The 16,556-nt window shown below is 67.7% G+C and carries 10 protein-coding genes and 1 pseudogene; 6 read left to right on the top strand and 5 right to left on the bottom strand.

Features of this window, described 5'->3' with window-relative positions; genetic code table 11:
- Positions 1–145: 145 nt before the first annotated feature.
- Complete coding sequence (locus tag AB0H64_RS27065; protein WP_357629761.1) at positions 146–1,018, bottom strand: SPFH domain-containing protein; 873 nt, start codon at positions 1,016–1,018, stop codon at positions 146–148.
- A 92-nt stretch (positions 1,019–1,110) separates the two neighbouring features.
- Between AB0H64_RS27065 and AB0H64_RS27060 the strand changes: the two genes are divergently transcribed.
- Both AB0H64_RS27060 and AB0H64_RS27055 read left to right on the top strand, forming a co-directional pair.
- A complete protein-coding gene (locus tag AB0H64_RS27060; protein ID WP_357629759.1) occupies positions 1,111–1,656 on the top strand; it encodes a YceI family protein in 546 nt (181 codons plus the stop codon).
- A 40-nt stretch (positions 1,657–1,696) separates the two neighbouring features.
- Positions 1,697–4,246: a polysaccharide lyase family 8 super-sandwich domain-containing protein gene (locus AB0H64_RS27055; protein ID WP_357629756.1), complete on the top strand. Its 2,550-nt coding sequence runs from the start codon at positions 1,697–1,699 to the stop codon at positions 4,244–4,246.
- Between the two features lie 33 nt (positions 4,247–4,279).
- Here AB0H64_RS27055 and AB0H64_RS27050 read toward each other — a convergent pair whose 3' ends face one another.
- Positions 4,280–7,348, bottom strand: a complete 3,069-nt coding sequence (locus AB0H64_RS27050) for a DUF3427 domain-containing protein (RefSeq protein ID WP_357629753.1) — start codon at positions 7,346–7,348, stop codon at positions 4,280–4,282.
- Between the two features lie 78 nt (positions 7,349–7,426).
- Here AB0H64_RS27050 and AB0H64_RS27045 point away from each other — a divergent pair.
- A pseudogene (locus AB0H64_RS27045) lies at positions 7,427–8,308 on the top strand (phosphorothioated DNA-binding restriction endonuclease).
- An 87-nt stretch (positions 8,309–8,395) separates the two neighbouring features.
- Here AB0H64_RS27045 and prfH read toward each other — a convergent pair.
- Both prfH and AB0H64_RS27035 read right to left on the bottom strand, forming a co-directional pair.
- Positions 8,396–9,082 (bottom strand): peptide chain release factor H, encoded by a 687-nt coding sequence (gene prfH, locus AB0H64_RS27040; protein WP_357629751.1) that lies wholly within the window; start codon positions 9,080–9,082, stop codon positions 8,396–8,398.
- On the bottom strand, positions 9,079–10,278 hold the full coding sequence (locus tag AB0H64_RS27035; protein WP_357629748.1) for an RNA ligase RtcB family protein: 1,200 nt from the start codon (positions 10,276–10,278) through the stop codon (positions 9,079–9,081). The genes prfH and AB0H64_RS27035 overlap by 4 nt, the downstream gene beginning before the upstream one ends.
- 673 nt (positions 10,279–10,951) lie before the next feature.
- Here AB0H64_RS27035 and AB0H64_RS27030 point away from each other — a divergent pair.
- On the top strand, positions 10,952–12,160 hold the full coding sequence (locus AB0H64_RS27030) for an IS481 family transposase (protein WP_357629745.1): 1,209 nt from the start codon (positions 10,952–10,954) through the stop codon (positions 12,158–12,160).
- Between the two features lie 1,184 nt (positions 12,161–13,344).
- Here the strand turns inward: AB0H64_RS27030 and AB0H64_RS27025 are convergent.
- Entirely contained in the window at positions 13,345–14,796 is a 1,452-nt protein-coding gene (locus AB0H64_RS27025) for a PIN-like domain-containing protein (RefSeq protein WP_357629742.1), read from the bottom strand.
- 341 nt (positions 14,797–15,137) lie between these two features.
- Between AB0H64_RS27025 and AB0H64_RS27020 the strand changes: the two genes are divergently transcribed.
- Complete coding sequence (locus AB0H64_RS27020) at positions 15,138–15,503, top strand: hypothetical protein (RefSeq protein WP_357629740.1); 366 nt, start codon at positions 15,138–15,140, stop codon at positions 15,501–15,503.
- A 120-nt stretch (positions 15,504–15,623) separates the two neighbouring features.
- Positions 15,624–16,406 (top strand): transposase family protein, encoded by a 783-nt coding sequence (locus tag AB0H64_RS27015; protein ID WP_357629738.1) that lies wholly within the window; start codon positions 15,624–15,626, stop codon positions 16,404–16,406.
- Positions 16,407–16,556 lie beyond the last annotated feature (150 nt).

Genomic DNA, 16,556 nt, shown 5'->3' with positions numbered 1-16,556 from the left:
CCGCGATGTGGCCGCCTGTGTACGGACCTACGGCCGGCGTCCCGCTTGTGCGGGCCAGAACCACTTCATCGCTGCTCGGCTCCCGGACGAAGGAGGCGACGAGCGGGCTCACCACCGTGGGGGAGCCCGGCGTCGTGGCTCTGCCTCAGTTGCCGCCGTTCTTGTTCGGAGTGATGTTGATCTGCCCGCTGTCGGAGACGATGATCTGGATGCGGCCGTCCTTGACCGCCTGCCACATGACCGCGCCCTGGGCGCCCAGCACGTCCTTCAGCGCCTTGATGGCCTCCAGCTCCGTGCGCGCCTTCTCGTTCTTCGCCTTCTGCGCGGTGTTCTCCTCCTTCGCCTGCTGTACGGCCGCCATCGCCTCGCGAACCTTCAGCGGCGGCTGCGGCTGCTGAAGCGTGACCGAGAACTTGTCGAAGAAGGCCGTACCGCCCTGCTCGCGCAGGAACTGCGCCATGTACTCGGCGACCTTCGCCTCCCACTGCTGCTTGGCCTGGGGGTCGAGATAGGTGAGATCGCGCCAGGCGAACTCCTTGCTGGCGGCGTCCAGCGCCCGGTCGAGCGGCTGGCCGACGTAGACGCTGAGCAACCTGCGCCAGCCGGCGTCGGTGTCGGCCTTGTACTTCAGCCCGATCTGCTCGTGGAACTGCCGCAGTGTCTTGCAGTCGCTGGTGAGAGAGAACGTCACGACGCCGGACACCCGCATCTCCAGCGGATCCTTGGTCCACATCGTGAGCGGTCCCGCCTCGGCCCCCGGTTTCGTCCTGACCCCGGCAGGATCGTTCGGGTCGGCGGCGAACTCGAACGTGCGCTGGCCGGCCGGGTAGACATATCCCTTGTCCCCCCAGCCGGACACGTCGCGCACTCCGGGCTCGACGCAGTTCTGGAACGTGGTGTCGGAGAACATGCCGGCGTCGTAGACGATGCCCTTCTGGTCGGGCTCCGGGATGGTCACCGAGCAGCCGGCCACCAGCATGGCGGCGGCTAACGAAGCGACAGCGGTCCTGTGGTTCATGAGCTCTCCTTGCTTGCCGGCGATCACGCTAGTCCTCCCCTCGTCTTCGGGCGCGTCGCCCGCCTTCCCGGGGCGCGGGCTAGCCTGGCAGGGTGAGCATTGCCGCTGGTAGCTACACGTTCGGGCCCGAATCCGGCCGGCTCCTCGTCGACACGACGCGTACGGGGATCGGCGCGAAGGCCGGCCACGACCTCACCATCGAAGTCACCCGCTGGCGGGGCGAAGCCACCGTCGAGCCCTCCCGCTCCTCGGTCACGGTCGAGATCGACGCCGAGTCGTTGGAGGTCCGGAAGGCGACCGGCGGCGTCAAGCCGCTGACGGGCTCCGATCGCCAGGAGATCGAGAAGATCGTCCGGGAGAAGATCCTGCGCACCGCCCGCCACCCGACGATCACGTTCCGGTCGACGCGGGTCGACGGGACCGCGGAGTCGTTCCGCGTCGAGGGCGAGCTCACCATCGTCGGTGTCACGCGGCCCGTCGCGGTGCAGGGCTCGGCGACAGAGGGACGCGCGCACGGCTCGGCGGTCATCGTGCAGTCCCAGTGGGGGATCAGGCCGTACTCGGCGCTCTTCGGCACGCTCAAGCTCAGCGACGAGGTCGAGGTGCGGTTCGAGGTCGCCCTCAAACCGAAGCACTGATTTCACGACGGAACGAGTCCTGGGCTGACAAAAGTAGATCATGTATGGTGAGCCCGGCATATCGTCCAACGGCCTGGAGCCCGCCGTGCCGCACATGTCCCGCCGCCAGGTTCTCTCCCTGCTCCCCGCCGCCGGCCTCCTCGCCGTAGCCGCCCCCGCGCGCGCCGCGGCGGGAATCGACCACGCCCGGCTCCTCACCAACACCGTGGCGATGCTCGCCGGAACCCCCGACGTCAACGCCCGCCCAGAGGTCGCCGCCAAGCTCGCCTCCATCCTCGCCACCGCCAGGCAGCGGCTGGCCGCCATGGACAAGGCCGGCGACGGTGAGCTGTTCGCCGGCCTGAAGCTCGGCACCGACGACGCCAACCTGCGGCTGGCCTACCAGTACCTGTACGAGATCGCCCTCGCGACCCGCACGCCCGGTGGCGGCCTCGCCGATGACGCCGCCGTGCAGCGGCGGGTCACCGACGGCCTGGTGTGGCTGCACGAGCGCTACTACGGCGACCAGTCGAAGGGCTACTACGGCAACTGGCACAACTGGGAGATCGGCATCCCCACCCACGTGAGCAGGACGCTGGCCCTGCTCGCCGAACGGGTACGGGAGGGACGCCCCGACCTGACGGCGACCTACCTCGCCTCGATGGACGCCTACCTGCGCAACGGCAAGAACGGCGACGTCGACCTGGACTCCCGCTTCCACACCGGGGCGAACCTGGCCGACATCACCGCCAACCGCATCCTCCAGGGCGCGCTCACCGGCGACGACGCCCGCGTCGTCAAGGCCATCGCCGACCAGGCCACCGTCTTCGCCACCATCGACCCGTACAACCTCCAGCACGGCGTCACCGACGGCTACTACCGCGACGGCTCCTTCATCCAGCACGACTCGGTCGCCTACACCGGCTCCTACGGGCGCATCCTGCTGACCCGCGTCATCCAGACCCTCAAGATGCTGCAGGGCGTGACGAGCGGCGGCACCTCGGCGGACCTGCCCGGCGTGGTCCACCGCTGGATCGCCGACGGCTTCGCCCCGCTGATCTTCGAGGGCTGGCTGATGGAGATCGTCAAGGGGAGGGCGGTCTCCCGCACCGCCACCGGCTACGCCGACGTCGGCGTGATCGTGGAGGCCGTCACCGACCTGGCCGACCACGTCGAGGACCCGCTTCCGCTGAAGAAGTACGTCAAATTCCTCCCGGCCGCCGACACGACCGCCTTCGTCTCGCCGATCAGCATCGCCCGCTACGCCGCCATCCGCGCCGACGCCGCCGTCCCGGCCGCCGACCTGAACCCACCCGAGCGCTGCGTCGCCTTCAACGCCATGGACCGGACCGTCCACCGCCGCCCCGGCTACGCCTTCGCCCTGGCCCGCAGCTCCGGCCGGATCAGCAAGTACGAGTACATGAACGGCGAGAACCTCATGCCCTGGTTCCAGGGCGAGGGCGCCTTCCACCTCTACCTCTCGGGCGAGGACCAGAGCCAGGTCTTCGGCGTCGACTACTACACGACCGTCTCGCCGTACCGGCTGGCCGGCATCACCGTGCCGGTGGAGGAGCGGCGAACGGTCCCCGAGCTGTACGGCGGCCGGTTCTGGTACGAGAACCCCGGGCACCCGCTGAACTTCACCTCCTCCTCGGAGTCCCAGAACACGTACGTATACTTCCCGCGCGGCGAGAACGCCTTCTCCGGCGGCGCGACGCTCGGCGCGTACGGGACGGCCGGCATGGTCCAGTCCGACGACGTGGCCTACACCGCCAAACAGGCGGGCATCCTGCCCGACGACTTCGTCGCCTACCAGAACGCCCGCGCCACCAAGTCCTGGTTCATGCTGGACGACGAGATCGTGGTGCTGGCGGCGGGCATCTCCGGCCAGGGCGGCCGCGACGCGGTGACCACGGTGGACAGCCGCATCGCCGCTCCCGGCGACACGGTCGCGCTGAGCGGGGAGGGCTGGGACGGCGGGGCGTGGCGGACGGGCGACACCAGGCCGCCGCGCTGGCTCCGCTACGCCAATGCCACCCGCCGCACGGCGATCGGCTACGCCTTCCTGACCCGGCAGCCCGTGGCGGCCGGCCTGGAGACGGTGACCCGCAGCCGCAGAACCGTCCGCACGTCCAACCCCGACACCCCGGTGACCAAGAACGTCTTCACCGCGTCCGTCACCCACCCCGCGTCCGGTGGCGTGTCCGCCCTCGCCTACGCCCTGATCCCGAACGCGACGGAGGCCCGCCTGCGCCGCTACGCGCACGGCCCGCTGACCGTCCTCGCCAACAACCGGGACGTCCAGGCGATCAGGCACGAGACGCTCGGGATCGTCGCCGCCAACGTCTTCACCGACGGCCCACGCCACGCCGGCCGCCTCCTCATCGACGGCCCCGCCTCGGTCATCGTCCAGTCCGGGCGGCGCACGGTGGTCGCCCTGTCCGACCCGACGATGAAACGCGACCGCGTCTCCGTCGTCCTGCCGGGCCCGCCCCTCCGCCTGGAGGCGGCGGACGAGGGGGTGACGGTACGTCGCGTACCCGGCGGCACCCTGATCCAGGCCACGACCCACCACACGTACGGCCGCACCTTCACCGCCACCCTCCGCTGAGCCGCCCGAATCGGCGCTGCTCCCGCAGTCGGCTCAGCCGGCGGTGGCCTTGGCGTAATGGAACACCTCGGGCGGGAGCGCGTGGTCCAGCCGCCAGACGAAGCGGATGGGCCGCTCGTCCTCGTGGCTGACGTAGCGCATCGGACCCGCGTAGGTGTAGGGCGGAGCGCCGAGCCCTTCGTCGCGTTTGGACTGTCGGATGAGGAGGTGGACCGTGGACTCACCCGTAAGGTAGCGGCGGGCGGTGGCGGCCGAGGAGCGCAGGGTGCTCTGCGACTCCCACTGGAACAACCTCTCGCTGATCGCCCGGTCGTGGTAGAGCGTGGTGGGGGAGTAGTGGTCCTCGGACTTGTCGATGGTGACGAAGAACAGGTCCGCCTGGTGCTCCTGCACGTACTTGACCCCTTCCCGCATATGAGCGGGCTTGTCGACGCCGAAGGCGGCCAACACCTCGTTCTTGCTGTAGCGGGCGTGGACATGCAAGGGCACCACAGGGTCGAGCGGCGACGCCACATGACGCAGCCCCGAGCGAAGCACGTCCGCCAGCTCACCGAGCTCCGCGGCCCGAGCACCGCTGAGGCGAGCGAGCCGCGCCTCCATCCCGGACACGGGCTCGGTGCCGCCCCACAACATCGTGTCCAGCATGGCCAGCAGGCGCAGCTCGCGGGGGGACCGCGGAGCCTTTCCCGCCAGCACCTTGGTCAGGAACGCGAGCCGCTCGACGTCGTCGATGTGCAGCATCCGGCCGAAAGCTCGTCCGAGCCCTGTATCAGGAGGCGTAACCGACAGACCCGCGGCGTGCCGGAGAGAGGCCCAGCCCAGGCGGCTGCGGCGGTACAGATCCTCCACCTCCAGCCCCGTCTCCTGCAGGAAGGTGGACAGGCCGACGTCCCCCAGCTCGCGCAGTTCGCGCGCCAGATCCCGCCAGTTCAGGCTGAGCGCCTGCCGGACGTTGTCGAGAACGAGCCGGCGTACGTCCCGGTCAAGGTCGATGACGCAGCCGGCGGGCAACGTCGGGAACCCCTGCTCGATCTCCCTCGCGATCCCGGTACGGCTGGCGCCGGTGAGCGCCCGGTAGCGCCGGTCGAAGCGGAACTGCTTGTGCTGGTGGCCGACGAAGTCGAGCACGGTGAGGCAGGGCTTGTCATCGGCCAGCCGCAGGCCGCGCCCAAGTTGCTGCAGGAAGACGGTGGCGCTGTCGGTGGGACGCAGGAAGAGCACGGTGTCGATTTCCGGCACGTCGACGCCCTCGTTGAAGAGGTCGACGGTGAACACCGCATTGACCCGGCGATCCCGCAGGTCGCGTAGTGCCTGGTCACGCTCGTCCCGCGAGCTCTGCGCGGTGACTGCCACCGAGGGGAGCCCGGCTTGGGTGAAGCGGTCGGCCATGAAGCGGGCATGGTCGATGCTCACGCAGAAGCCGAGTGCCCGCATCCGTCCGACGTCGCCGATCTTGCGGTGCAATGTCGCCAGGACCACGGCGGCGCGACGGTCGTTGCCCGTGTAGACGTTCGAGAGCTGACCGACGTCATAACCCTGACCCCGGCGCCAGCCGATCTGGCGCAGGTCGGTGCCGTCGTGGACGCCGAAATACTGGAACGGGGCCAGCAGGCCCCGCTCCAGCGCCTCCCACAGGCGCAGCTCGGCGGCGATCCGGCCGTCGAACCAGTGCTTGATGTCCTGGCCGTCGGCGCGCTCCGGCGTCGCCGTCAGGCCGAGCAGGATCTTGGGCCGCACTCTCGACAGCAGCTTCCGGTACGTCGCGGCCTCGGCATGGTGGAACTCGTCCACGATCACCATGTCGAACCGCTCCGGCTCCGGCAGCGGGTTGTGGTGCAGCGTCTGGATCGAGGCGAAGACATGCCGCCACCGCTCAGGCCGGGCACCGTCCACGTACAGCTCGCCGAACGTCTCGTCCCGCAGCACCTGCCGGAACGTGAGCAGACTCTGCCGCAGGATCTCCTTGCGGTGGGCGACGAACAGCACCGACTCCGCCTGCCCGGCCGCGCGCAGTCGCCGGTAGTCGAGCCCGGCGATCACGGTCTTGCCGGTACCGGTCGCCAGGACGACCAGGTTGCGCCACCGGTCGTGGATCTGCCGTTCGGCGGCGAGCTCGTCGAGGATTTCGCGCTGGTAGGAGTACGGGCGCACGTCCACATGCGCGAAGTCGAGCACGACCGCCCGGCCCCCGGACCGCTCGTCCGAAAGGGCGCGGTCCAGCCGCTCGGCGTCCTGCGCCGGGTCGTAGGGCTCGAACGACGGATCGCCCCAGTAGTCGTCGAACGTGGCGGCGAACGTGTCGATGAGATGAGGCTGCTCGGCCTGCGCGAGTCGTACGTTCCACTCCAGCCCGTGGCTGAGGGCGGTCTGCGACAGGTTGGAGGATCCCACGTAGGCGGTGGACAGACCGTTGCCTCGATGAAACAGCCACGCCTTCGCATGCAGCCTGGTCATCCGGGTGTCGTAGGAGACGCGGATTTCGGCGCCCATGGCCGCCAGCCGGTCCAGGGCCAGGCGATCGGTGGCGCCGATGTAGGTGGTGGTCACCACCCTCAGCCGGCCGCCGCGCTGAAGGAACTCCTCGATCGCCTCGGCCAGTACCCGCACGCCGTTCCACTTCACGAACGCGCACAGCAGGTCGACGTGGTCGGCGGAGGCCAGCTCGCGCTTGAGCTCGTGGCCGATCTCCGGCTGCCCGCGCCCGTTGACCAGCAACGCGCTCCCGGTGAGGGGAATCACCGGCCGCGACGGGAAACGCACCTGCCCGGCCGCGTCCCGGCTCCTGGCGATGCCCAGCAACTCCTCGGCGGCCTCCACCATCTCCTCGGGGGAGGCGGCCTCGGGCACCAGCTCACCGATGAGGTCGGCGACCCGGTTGACGATCTCCACCTGCCGGGCCAGCCGTGCCACGTCGCTCTCACCCCGTACGGAGCGCAGCGCCCGGCGGGTGAGCGCGCCCAGATGCCGGGCCAACGTCTCGTGGGAGTCGGCAAGGTCCAACGACCGCCGGTCGATCAGCTCGCGATCGGACATCGCACGCAGCCGGCCATCCAGCTCACGAGTGATCACGTGCTGGTAAACGCCCGGCTGAAGATCGCTCACCCGGCGACTATAGGGCGTGGCCGGCCACCGCGAAATACCGTGTGCCGGGGCCGGATCATCGCCTTACACTGACCGATCGTGGACTGGGTCGAGCGGGTCGCCGAGATTCGGCGCTGGACCAGACATGGCGAGCGCGCACCCCACAAGCCGCTCCTCCTGCTGTACGTTCTGGGCCGTTTCCAGCAGCACGGCAATCGCCCCATTCCGTTCAGCGCCGCCGAGGCGGAGCTGAAGAAGCTGCTGAAGGAGTACGGCCCACCACGCGAGACCAGCCCCGGCTACCCGTTCCACCACCTGACGAACGACGGCCTGTGGCTGGTCGACACCCGCCACGGCCCAGGTAGTCCGGGCCCGGAGCTGGGCCGGCTTCGCGACAGCCAGGCCGCCGGCCGCCAGCATCCCGACCTGGCCCGCGCGCTGTCGGAGGAGCCCGGCCTGCTGGGGCAGATCGCCCGCTACCTGCTGGACGCCAACTTCGCCCGGTCCCTGCACGCGGACCTGTGCCTGCTGGCCGGCCTGAACCTGGAGACCCTCGAAACCGTCGGCGAGGTCAAGAAGGCCGTACGCCGTGACCCGGGCTTCCGCGATCGGGTGCTCATGGCGTAGGAGTACTGCTGCGCGTTCTGCTCCTACGACGGCTGGCTGGACGGTGCGGTGGTGGGCCTGGACGCGGCGCACGTGCGCTGGTGGGCGTTCGACGGACCCGACGACGTGGCGAACGGGCTGTGCCTGTGCGCGATCCACCACAAGCTGTTCGACAAGGGCGCGCTCGGCCTGACCAGGGAGCACACGATCGCCGTCTCGGCCAAGTTCGTCGGCCGCTCGCAGTCTTCCCTGGACATGGTGCTCTCCCTGGCAGGTCGGCCCGCCCGAAAGCCTCAGCCCGGCCTGGACGCGGTCGAACAGGAACACATCAGCTGGCACAGCCATCAGGTCTTCCGCACACCCGCCCGCGGCTGAGCTCATCGGCCCCCGGGTCACACTGAATGATCCTGAGTAGGCGATCTTCGCACCAGCGACCCGCATGCTGTCTGATGCGGTTCCTTCTCACCTGCGCGTGGCCGGGGTGGACTGCCGCTGCCGCCGGCGCGTCCGCACCTGTGGCGCCAGGTCTTGCTCCGACGTCTCCGGGCGTTCGACGCGGGTGGGGTTGCCGCGTACGAGCTCGTCGTGGATACGCCAGCGGGCGGTGGTGACGGCGCGCTCTGCCGCCTCGTCGCCGTGCTCTATGCGCTGTCGCAGCAGCCGCATGGCGATGCGGCGGTTGAGGCTGAACTGCCGCTCGGTGTCGACCACGACGACGATCCCCGTGGGCCGGTGAGTCGCCCGTACGGCGGTGCTGGCCTTGTTCCGATGTCGACCGCCGGGGCCACCGGTGCGGCAGGCGACGATGTCGACGTCCGCTTCGGTGAATGTCGTACGTGGGATGTCGACCTGGCACGGTCGAGCGATGACGTACCAGTTCTTCCGGCCGGTGCTGGCCCGGTAGGGGCTGGGGGCCTGCCAGCACAGGGTTCCGGTCCACGAGGCGGCGAACGCCTCGGCGCCGTCTCCTTCGATGCGGACGAGGACCGATCGGTAGGTGCCAGGCCGGTCACCGGGAACGGTGTGGGCCCGATGGGTCTGCAGCCCCTGCCGGGTGGCGTCGCCTTCCAGGCGGTGCAGCAGCTGAGCCAATGCCCAGGCACACTCCTGCGGGCCGCGCCCGGCCGACAGGAGCAGATGGACGCTCACGGCCGCCCCCGCTTGCGGCGGTGCTCCCGGCGGTCCCTCTGGGGCGCCGACCCGAGGTCGGGCGTCTTGTAAGTGACCAGAGGGATCGTGGTGGCCACGGGCGTGGCCAGGTCATGGTCGACGAGGTCGGCGATCACCTGCTCGATGCGCTTGTACGCCGTCGGCGCCTCCTCGAAGAGCAGCTGGCGATCGCCACACACCACCAGCGACCCCATCGGTGTGCGGCGCAGCTCCTCGACCGTGTGCTTGGCCCGCCCCCGGCGCAGGGCGTCCGCCCGCGACATCTTGCGGCCCGCGCCATGCGCCACGGAATGGTTGGCCTCCGGTCCGGCGTGGCCGGCCACAAGATAAGAAGGGGTGCCCCGCGTACCCGCGATGAGCACGTCGCGGCCGTCACCCGGCGCCGCCCCCTTGCGGTGCAGGTAGATCCCGTCGCGGAGCTCGACCAGGTTGTGGCACTGGTCGACGATCGGCTCGGTGGGCTCGGTCCCCAACGCGTGGGCGACCCGGGCGGCCAGCAGCCGCCGGTTGAGCGATCCCCACCGTACGGCGTCGTCATGCATCGCCAGGTAGGCGCCGGCATCAGGGGCGGGGCCCGCGCCGTTGACCTCGGTGTGCGCCCGCAGGATCCGCTCGCCCAGCCCCCGGGAGCCGCTGTGGACGATGAGAACCAGGTCGCCGACGGCGAGGCCGAGACGGCCGGCGTGGTCCGGCTCGAAGACGGTCCCGATCCGGGCCAGCTCGACAAAGTGGTTGCCCCGCCCGACCGTCCCCAGACCCTCGACGTGACCAGCGGGTATGCCACCCTTCACGACGGCCCAGGCGGGATCGCCGGCATCCAGCTCAGGGTCCAGCGCACGATCGAGATCGGGGAAGCGGGCGGCGAGCTTCTCGGGCACGGCCCGCTTGAGCTTGACAGGGAACACGGCGATGCCGCAACCGATGTCGGCGCCCACCAGGAACGGGTACAAAACAGTCGACGCCATGGCGGCTCCGATGGGGGCGCCCTTGCCGGGATGCAGGTCCGGCATGGCGGCGACGTGCCTCATGCCGTCGAGGGCGGCCACCTGATGGCACTGCGCGACGGCATCGGACTCGATCCAGCTCGTGGGGGAGGCGAACACAGTGACCGTGGCCGACCCCGTGACAGGGGTGGACGGCAGCGGGAACTCCTGCCGGGAGGGTTGCTGAGACAAAGACGCTCTCTCGCTGAACAGGGTATGGGCGGGCGGCATCACGGCACGAGTAGGTGCCATGACATCTCGGTTTGGTGGGGGTGCTGTCCGTCAGAGCCTCATGGACACCACATTCTCGGAGCCCGCCATCCGAGGCAACCGATTTTCGGCCGTACGGGCTCGCACGCCTGCGCCCGTCCTTCTTCAGCCGTGTGGAGGTACGCTGTGGTTGACCCGCTGAGGCCATGGCGGCTGCGTGCAGGCCGGCGCGGCCGATGTTCTGGCTCACAACGACGACCCGCCGAAACCGGCGGCGCAGCGGCTCGAGTATCGAACCTAACCAGCATGACCCAGACCCGTGCTGATGCGGTGCTGGAGCGGCACGGGTTCCAGCTCCAGGCGATCTCCGAGTCCGGAGCCTATGCCACCTACAAAGCAGGGGACGGCAGTATTCCACGTGGTCGATGCCGTCACCAGAGAACTCCTCCGCGAGCTGACCATCGACCCCACCCACGACCACCAGCCCCAGGAAGAGAGAAAACCCTCGAATCTGTGGGTTCGCGGATTTCCGATGTCCTGAGACATCACAGAGTGCCCCCGGCAGTGTGCTGGTTCAGGACATAGGAAACCCATGTCGCAAGACATAGGAAACTTCAACGGAGTGTGTCTCGGGACATAGGCAACCATCGCGATCATGAGCCTGGGCGGTGTGCCCAAGGCCAGAGTTGTCATCACCGCCGTTGTCGTCGAGGGCCGCTCCCAGGCAGAGGTCGCCCGCGCCTACGGGGTGTCCAAGGGCTGGGTGTCCAAGCTGGTGGCCCGCTACCGGGCCGAGGGCGAGGCGGCGTTCGAGCCCCGGTCGCGACGGCCGCGCACCTCGCCGAACGCGATCGACGCCGACACGGTCGAGCTGATCGTCCGGCTCCGCAAGGAACTCGCCGAGCAGGGACTGGACGCCGGCCCGGACACGATCGCCTGGCACCTTGCCCACCATCACGGGCGGACGGTGTCACGAGCCACGATCAGTCGTCACCTCACTCGCCGCGGCCTGGTCGCGCCTGAGCCCAAGAAACGTCCCCGCTCGTCCTACATCCGCTTCCAGGCAGAGCTGCCGAACGAAACCTGGCAGGCCGACTTCACCCACTACCGGCTCGTCGACGGCAGCGACGCCGAGATCCTGTCCTGGCTGGACGACCACTCCCGCTACGCCCTGTCGGTGACCGCGCACCCCCGCGTCACCGGCCCGATCGTGCGGACCACCTTCCGCGCCGCGGTCGCCGCCCACGGCGTGCCCGCCTCCACCCTCACCGACAACGGCATGGTCTTCACCACCCGCCTCGCCGGCGGCCGCGGCGGCCGCAACGCCTTCGAACACGAGCTGCGCCGCCTGCACGTGCGGCAGAAGAACTCCACCCCCAACCACCCCACCACCTGCGGCAAAGTCGAGCGCTTCCAGCAGACCATGAAAAACTGGCTACGCGCCCAGCCCGACCAACCGGCCACCCTGGCCGGCCTGCAGGCGCTTCTCGACCACTTCGTCGACGCCTACAACCACCACCGCCCGCACCGATCCCTGCCGCACCGCGCCACCCCGGCAGCCGTCTACGCCGCCTCGCCCAAGGCCCTGCCCGCCGGCAGCCGCGACGCCGACACCCACGCTCGCGTACGTCACGACCGCATCGACCCTTCTGGAGTGGTCACCCTGCGCCTGGACGGTCGGCTGCACCACATCGGCATCGGGCGAACCCATGCCCGAACCCACGTCATCCTCCTGGTCGACGATCTGCACGTCCGCGTCGTCAACGCCGTCACCGGAGAACTCCTGCGCGAGCTGACCATCGACCCCACCCGCGACTACCAGCCACAAGCAAACCCCAACAAGACGAAACCCCCGAACCCGTAGGTTCGAGGGTTTCCGATGTCCTGAGACATCACAGAGTGCCCCCGGCAGGATTCGAACCTGCGGCACCCGCTTTAGGAGAGGGGGAGATGTACGGCTAGCACACGTACTCTGACCTGCGTAGATGCGTCCTATGGTCTGCACCAGCCGAAAGATCATCCCGCTCATGTCCCTGAACCTGTCCAGGTCGGCTACCGAACGGTCTCGCCGCGACTGACCATGGAATCAAGCCTGATCAGTCCACAGACGTGTGATGAAAGGGGGGCATTCCCCGGCGCACCAGTGAGGGCTTTCCGTGCGCCCAGCAGAGCAGGAGGTGAAGCCGTGACATAGCGGCTGATCTTGTTGCGCGTAAGCTCGTCGTCGCTTGTCGATGGAAGTCTGGTCCGGGAGCTGAGGGGGCTCGGCAGCAGGCTGGCGATCTCGTCTGGAAACGGACGAGGTCGAAGCCCAGCGTCAAAGGCCCCGTGCATGGGGGGGTGCGACGATGCGCTCTGTAGCATGAAGTGAAGCGTGCGGCGTCGCTACTCTGCCTGCCCGGTGGGTGGGGCGAGGGAGTGCCGAGTCTCTCGAAACCGGGGCGAAGGCCATGGACGTGGTGAAGATCCTGGAAGCGCAGCCGTCAGGGACTCCCCGGCGTATGGGGCGCGGAACGCATCGATAGTGGCGGCGGGAACTGGGGAGGCCCTCCCCGGTCTGGCAACCTGCGGAGATTGTCTTCGTTGCCGGAGCGTCGCGCCGTCGGAGCCGGGAAGTGGGCGGGTGCCGGATGGGCGTCGGAGGCGGCCGTAGTACCGATCGAGCCGACCGGACAACATAACCGGCGGGGAGAGGAAGGGCCGCTGCTTCGTCGATGCATAGCGATTGACCAGGGAGGAGCCGGGTGAGTGCCGGTCAGACTAAGACCGGGGCCGGTGTCACGAACCCGGATCACTCCTTCGCCTCGTTCCACCTTGCTCAGTCCGGTGACCTCGATTACGACATGCCGGACAGGCGACGCCTCCCCAGCGATCTCAGCCGCGCGGAACGAGTCAATCGCATTGTCGATCAGCTTGCTCAGCGCATCAAGCGGGGTGATCGGCGTCCGCGTCAGCGCGACCAGAACGTCCGGCGTGGGTGTGATGTCAAGGAGCTAGTGGGCCCAGCTGTTGCTGCTTCTGAGGATGAATATTCGCTGGAACTCGGGCTCAGAAGCCGGCGGCAGAGTCCGCCCTCTCTCGTTGGGCGAGCTGCCGCTGTGCGAGCCGGAGGAGAGAAGAACGGTCCGCTCTCGGTGAGTTTCTGATGATTTGTGCCAGCCATGGAGCGATCCACCTAGAGCTGGGGGTAGGGAATTCTCCTCTTGGCAAGATAGTGCCCGGCAACCAGTCCGGGGCAGGCGGCAAGTCGCCTGTAATGACGGCGACGAGGTCCACCGCAGGCTCGTTGACCTCAGGGTCACGCAGGCTCAGCTCCAGGGTTACGCCGACCAGCCACCACTGAAACAGGCGATGGCGGCTGTCGGCGATAGCCGTCCTGATCGCTGGGCTTGAAAGACGAGCCGCCCTGTAAGCCAGCAAGGGCAGGGCTTCCGGTGGAGGCAGGGTCGCTGCTTCGGTTGCTGTGATCACCTGATCGAGCTCAGAGCCGGTGTCCTCGCGGGAATCTGCAGTCCGGCTAATCTCATCAACCGTCTCAGCGGTGATCTCAGCGTTTAGGAACTCACTGACTCCTTCGAAGAACACCTTGGTCTCCACGATGAGCAAGTCGGCATTCGTCCGCCTGTGGAACTCGTTGATTAGAGCTGGCCATGGCCGCCGCGAGTCTGAACCAACTCCAGCAGGCTCGTACCAGTCATCCTTTACGTCGGCAGAGACGAACAGGACACGCTCCCGTGCGGGTGTTTCCTGGACATGCTTGATCATCTCTTCCCAGAGGATGTAGTCGCCTGCCGCTTGAAGCGAGGTAGGCTTACCGAGATCTAGGTATCCGGGCGGAATCTTGTTCGGGAAGCGATAGGCAATGGCATGCTCGACTTGGGCCTGGAGCTTGTCGGGATCTGGTGCGGGGCCGAGTTTGTCGCCGTACAGTGCCGTGACCTTGGGGAGAATGGGGTCAGAGCCGCCACTGACATCGTCAAGTCCGATGTCCTGAGAAGTCCTCAGCTTGTCGATGTGCTCGTAGAGCGCTTGCCGCCAGGGCTCAAGGAGTTTTTTAAAGTTCGTTTCGTTGATCAGTTCGTCCAGCTCGGCCTGGCCGGCTTCGTCCGCAGCAAAGGTGCCGAGTAGAGCCTTCACGCCCTTCAGCGCCTCCTGAACGTCCTTCCATGCTTCGCGCAGGGGCTGGTCGAGGCGACTCTTGGCCTTCCGGAGCTTGTCTGTTCGATCCTCGATGACGCCTCGCCTGCCTCTGACGAATTCCAGTCCCACCTGGTACGGCAGCCATAGCCGCGACGAGACCAGTTCGAGCGCGTCAAGGACCTGCCGACGGGCGTCGGGCGTATAACGATAGAGATCTAGCAGTACGTTCGTATCAAGAACGATCAGCGCCTGTGTAAAGAAAGCCCGCCGACCGTCTCCGGCCACACCACTGTCTGGGTCGACCCATGCCTGGTACTGCTGCATGATCGACTGCCTGGGGCTGCTCGCCTCAACCGCCACGCGAAGTCACCTCGTTCAGGTCGGAACAGAAGGGTCTCGCTGCGGCTGAGGGCTGGTCAAGGCATTTCACGAATCAGCTGATCTTCGTGATGAGCTGATTGAGGCTTCCATGGGCGGCCCGCCGATCGGAGGTGTGTCACCGAGCATGCGCTGTCCCTTTTGGCCATAACCTGTGTCGCTTGCTCGTTAGCTGATCGTCGGGAGCTGCAGCGGGAACGTATCGTGGCGCGGGTGGGCTTCCTGGCGAGTGAAGGCATTGAACTCGCCCAAGCTGTAGACAGAACCTTTTTCATCCTCGCGCGACCTCGTAGGTCTGCCCTGGCACATGTGAAGATGACCACATGACCGAGACGAGCCGCGCAGAAAGACTGGCGTTACGCAGAGCCGCGTATTTGGGCGCGGCGCTCCTGGCCGTCATCCTTGCCGTGGCCCTGATCTGGAGTGAGGACCTGCGCTTCACGCACTCGTCAGGGAGGATGGAGGCGGTCGCCCGCACGCTGGGGGAGGGCGCTGAACTCAGGGATCAAAGCATCGGAAGCCTCTCGTTCGAGATCGTCTACCGGGAGGACGACCATGTCTACTTCTATCGAGGCCAGAGCTGGGGAGGGGACGGCTACGGCTATATCTGGAGCCCCGCGAGCCGACCGAGCGATGCCGGGCACGTGGAGGGTCCGTGGTATGAGTTCCGGAACGACGCGCACCAGTGAGCCCTTCAATCCTGACGCCGCAGGTCACAGATCGATTGCTGGCGGCGCGCCTTACCCGTGAATAGAGAAAGCCCCTGGTAGATGCAGGTCTGCCAAGATCAAGCATCACCAGGAGCTTCCGTGCTGTTCTATCGTGCCGCCGTCGATTTGTCGCGTTCAACTCTGAACTACGTCGCCGGGCTCATCCGCCGCCACCGCAAGGCGATCGGATCGACATGGCGACGGCTCAACCCCGGCCAGCAGGCCATGCTGGTGCTGGTCTACCTGCGCAAGGACGAGACGTTCACCGAGATCAGCGCGGGATTCGGAGTGTCGGCTACGACGGCCTGGCGGTACCTGGAGGAGACCGTCATGCTGCTGTCGGCCCGCTCACCCAAGCTCACCCAAGCCTTACGGAAGGCCAAGAAGGACGGGTTGACCCACGTCATCCTGGACGGGACGCTCATCCACACCGATCGCGTCCGGGCCGACCGTCCCTACTTCTCCGGCAAGCATCGGCTCCACGGCATGAACGTGCAGGTGATCGCGGGTCCGGACGGGACGATCCTGTGGACCTCCGGCGCGATGCCGGGCAGTACGCACGACCTGACCGCTGCCAGAGTGTGGGGCATCCTGCGCGAACTGGAGAAGGCGGGGATCCTCACCCTGGCCGACAAGGGCTATCAAGGGGCCGAGGCCACCGTCGTCATCACCCCGTACAAGGGCCGGAACAAGCCGGCGTCCCAGAAACAGGCCAACCGATCACACGCCAAGCTCCGCGGACCCGGGGAGCGCGCGAACGCGCAGCTCAAGTCATGGAGAATCCTGCGGAAGCTGCGCTGCAGCCCCAGCAAGGCCGGCCACCTGGTCAAGGCCATCGTCGTCCTACAGAACCACCGCGTCGCTCATGCCGCCCGAGGATGAAATGGGTTCACAGTGACGCTGCCACGCACCACCTTGTACGGCCAAAGTGGCACAATTCCACCCAATGTAACCGTCCGGCTGTAGATTGTCACATCTGTTCCCTAGGCTAGTGGCGTGGCGGACTGGCATGGGGCGGGCAGTATGAAGAGC

Origin of the sequence: Nonomuraea sp. NPDC050733 (assembly GCF_040654215.1) — a bacterium.
In the GTDB taxonomy this organism is placed as follows: domain Bacteria; phylum Actinomycetota; class Actinomycetes; order Streptosporangiales; family Streptosporangiaceae; genus Nonomuraea.
The sequence above is the reverse complement of the archived record's forward strand: the minus strand, read 5'-3'. Positions and strand labels throughout refer to the sequence as shown.

Excerpts from the sequence above, each read along its gene's own strand:
- AB0H64_RS27065 (WP_357629761.1), bottom strand. The coding sequence starts at position 1,018 with ATGAACCACAGGACCGCTGTCGCTTCGTTAGCCGCCGCCATGCTGGTG.
- AB0H64_RS27055 (WP_357629756.1), top strand. The coding sequence starts at position 1,697 with ATGTATGGTGAGCCCGGCATATCGTCCAACGGCCTGGAGCCCGCCGTG.
- AB0H64_RS27030 (WP_357629745.1), top strand. The coding sequence starts at position 10,952 with ATGAGCCTGGGCGGTGTGCCCAAGGCCAGAGTTGTCATCACCGCCGTT.
- AB0H64_RS27020 (WP_357629740.1), top strand. The coding sequence starts at position 15,138 with ATGACCGAGACGAGCCGCGCAGAAAGACTGGCGTTACGCAGAGCCGCG.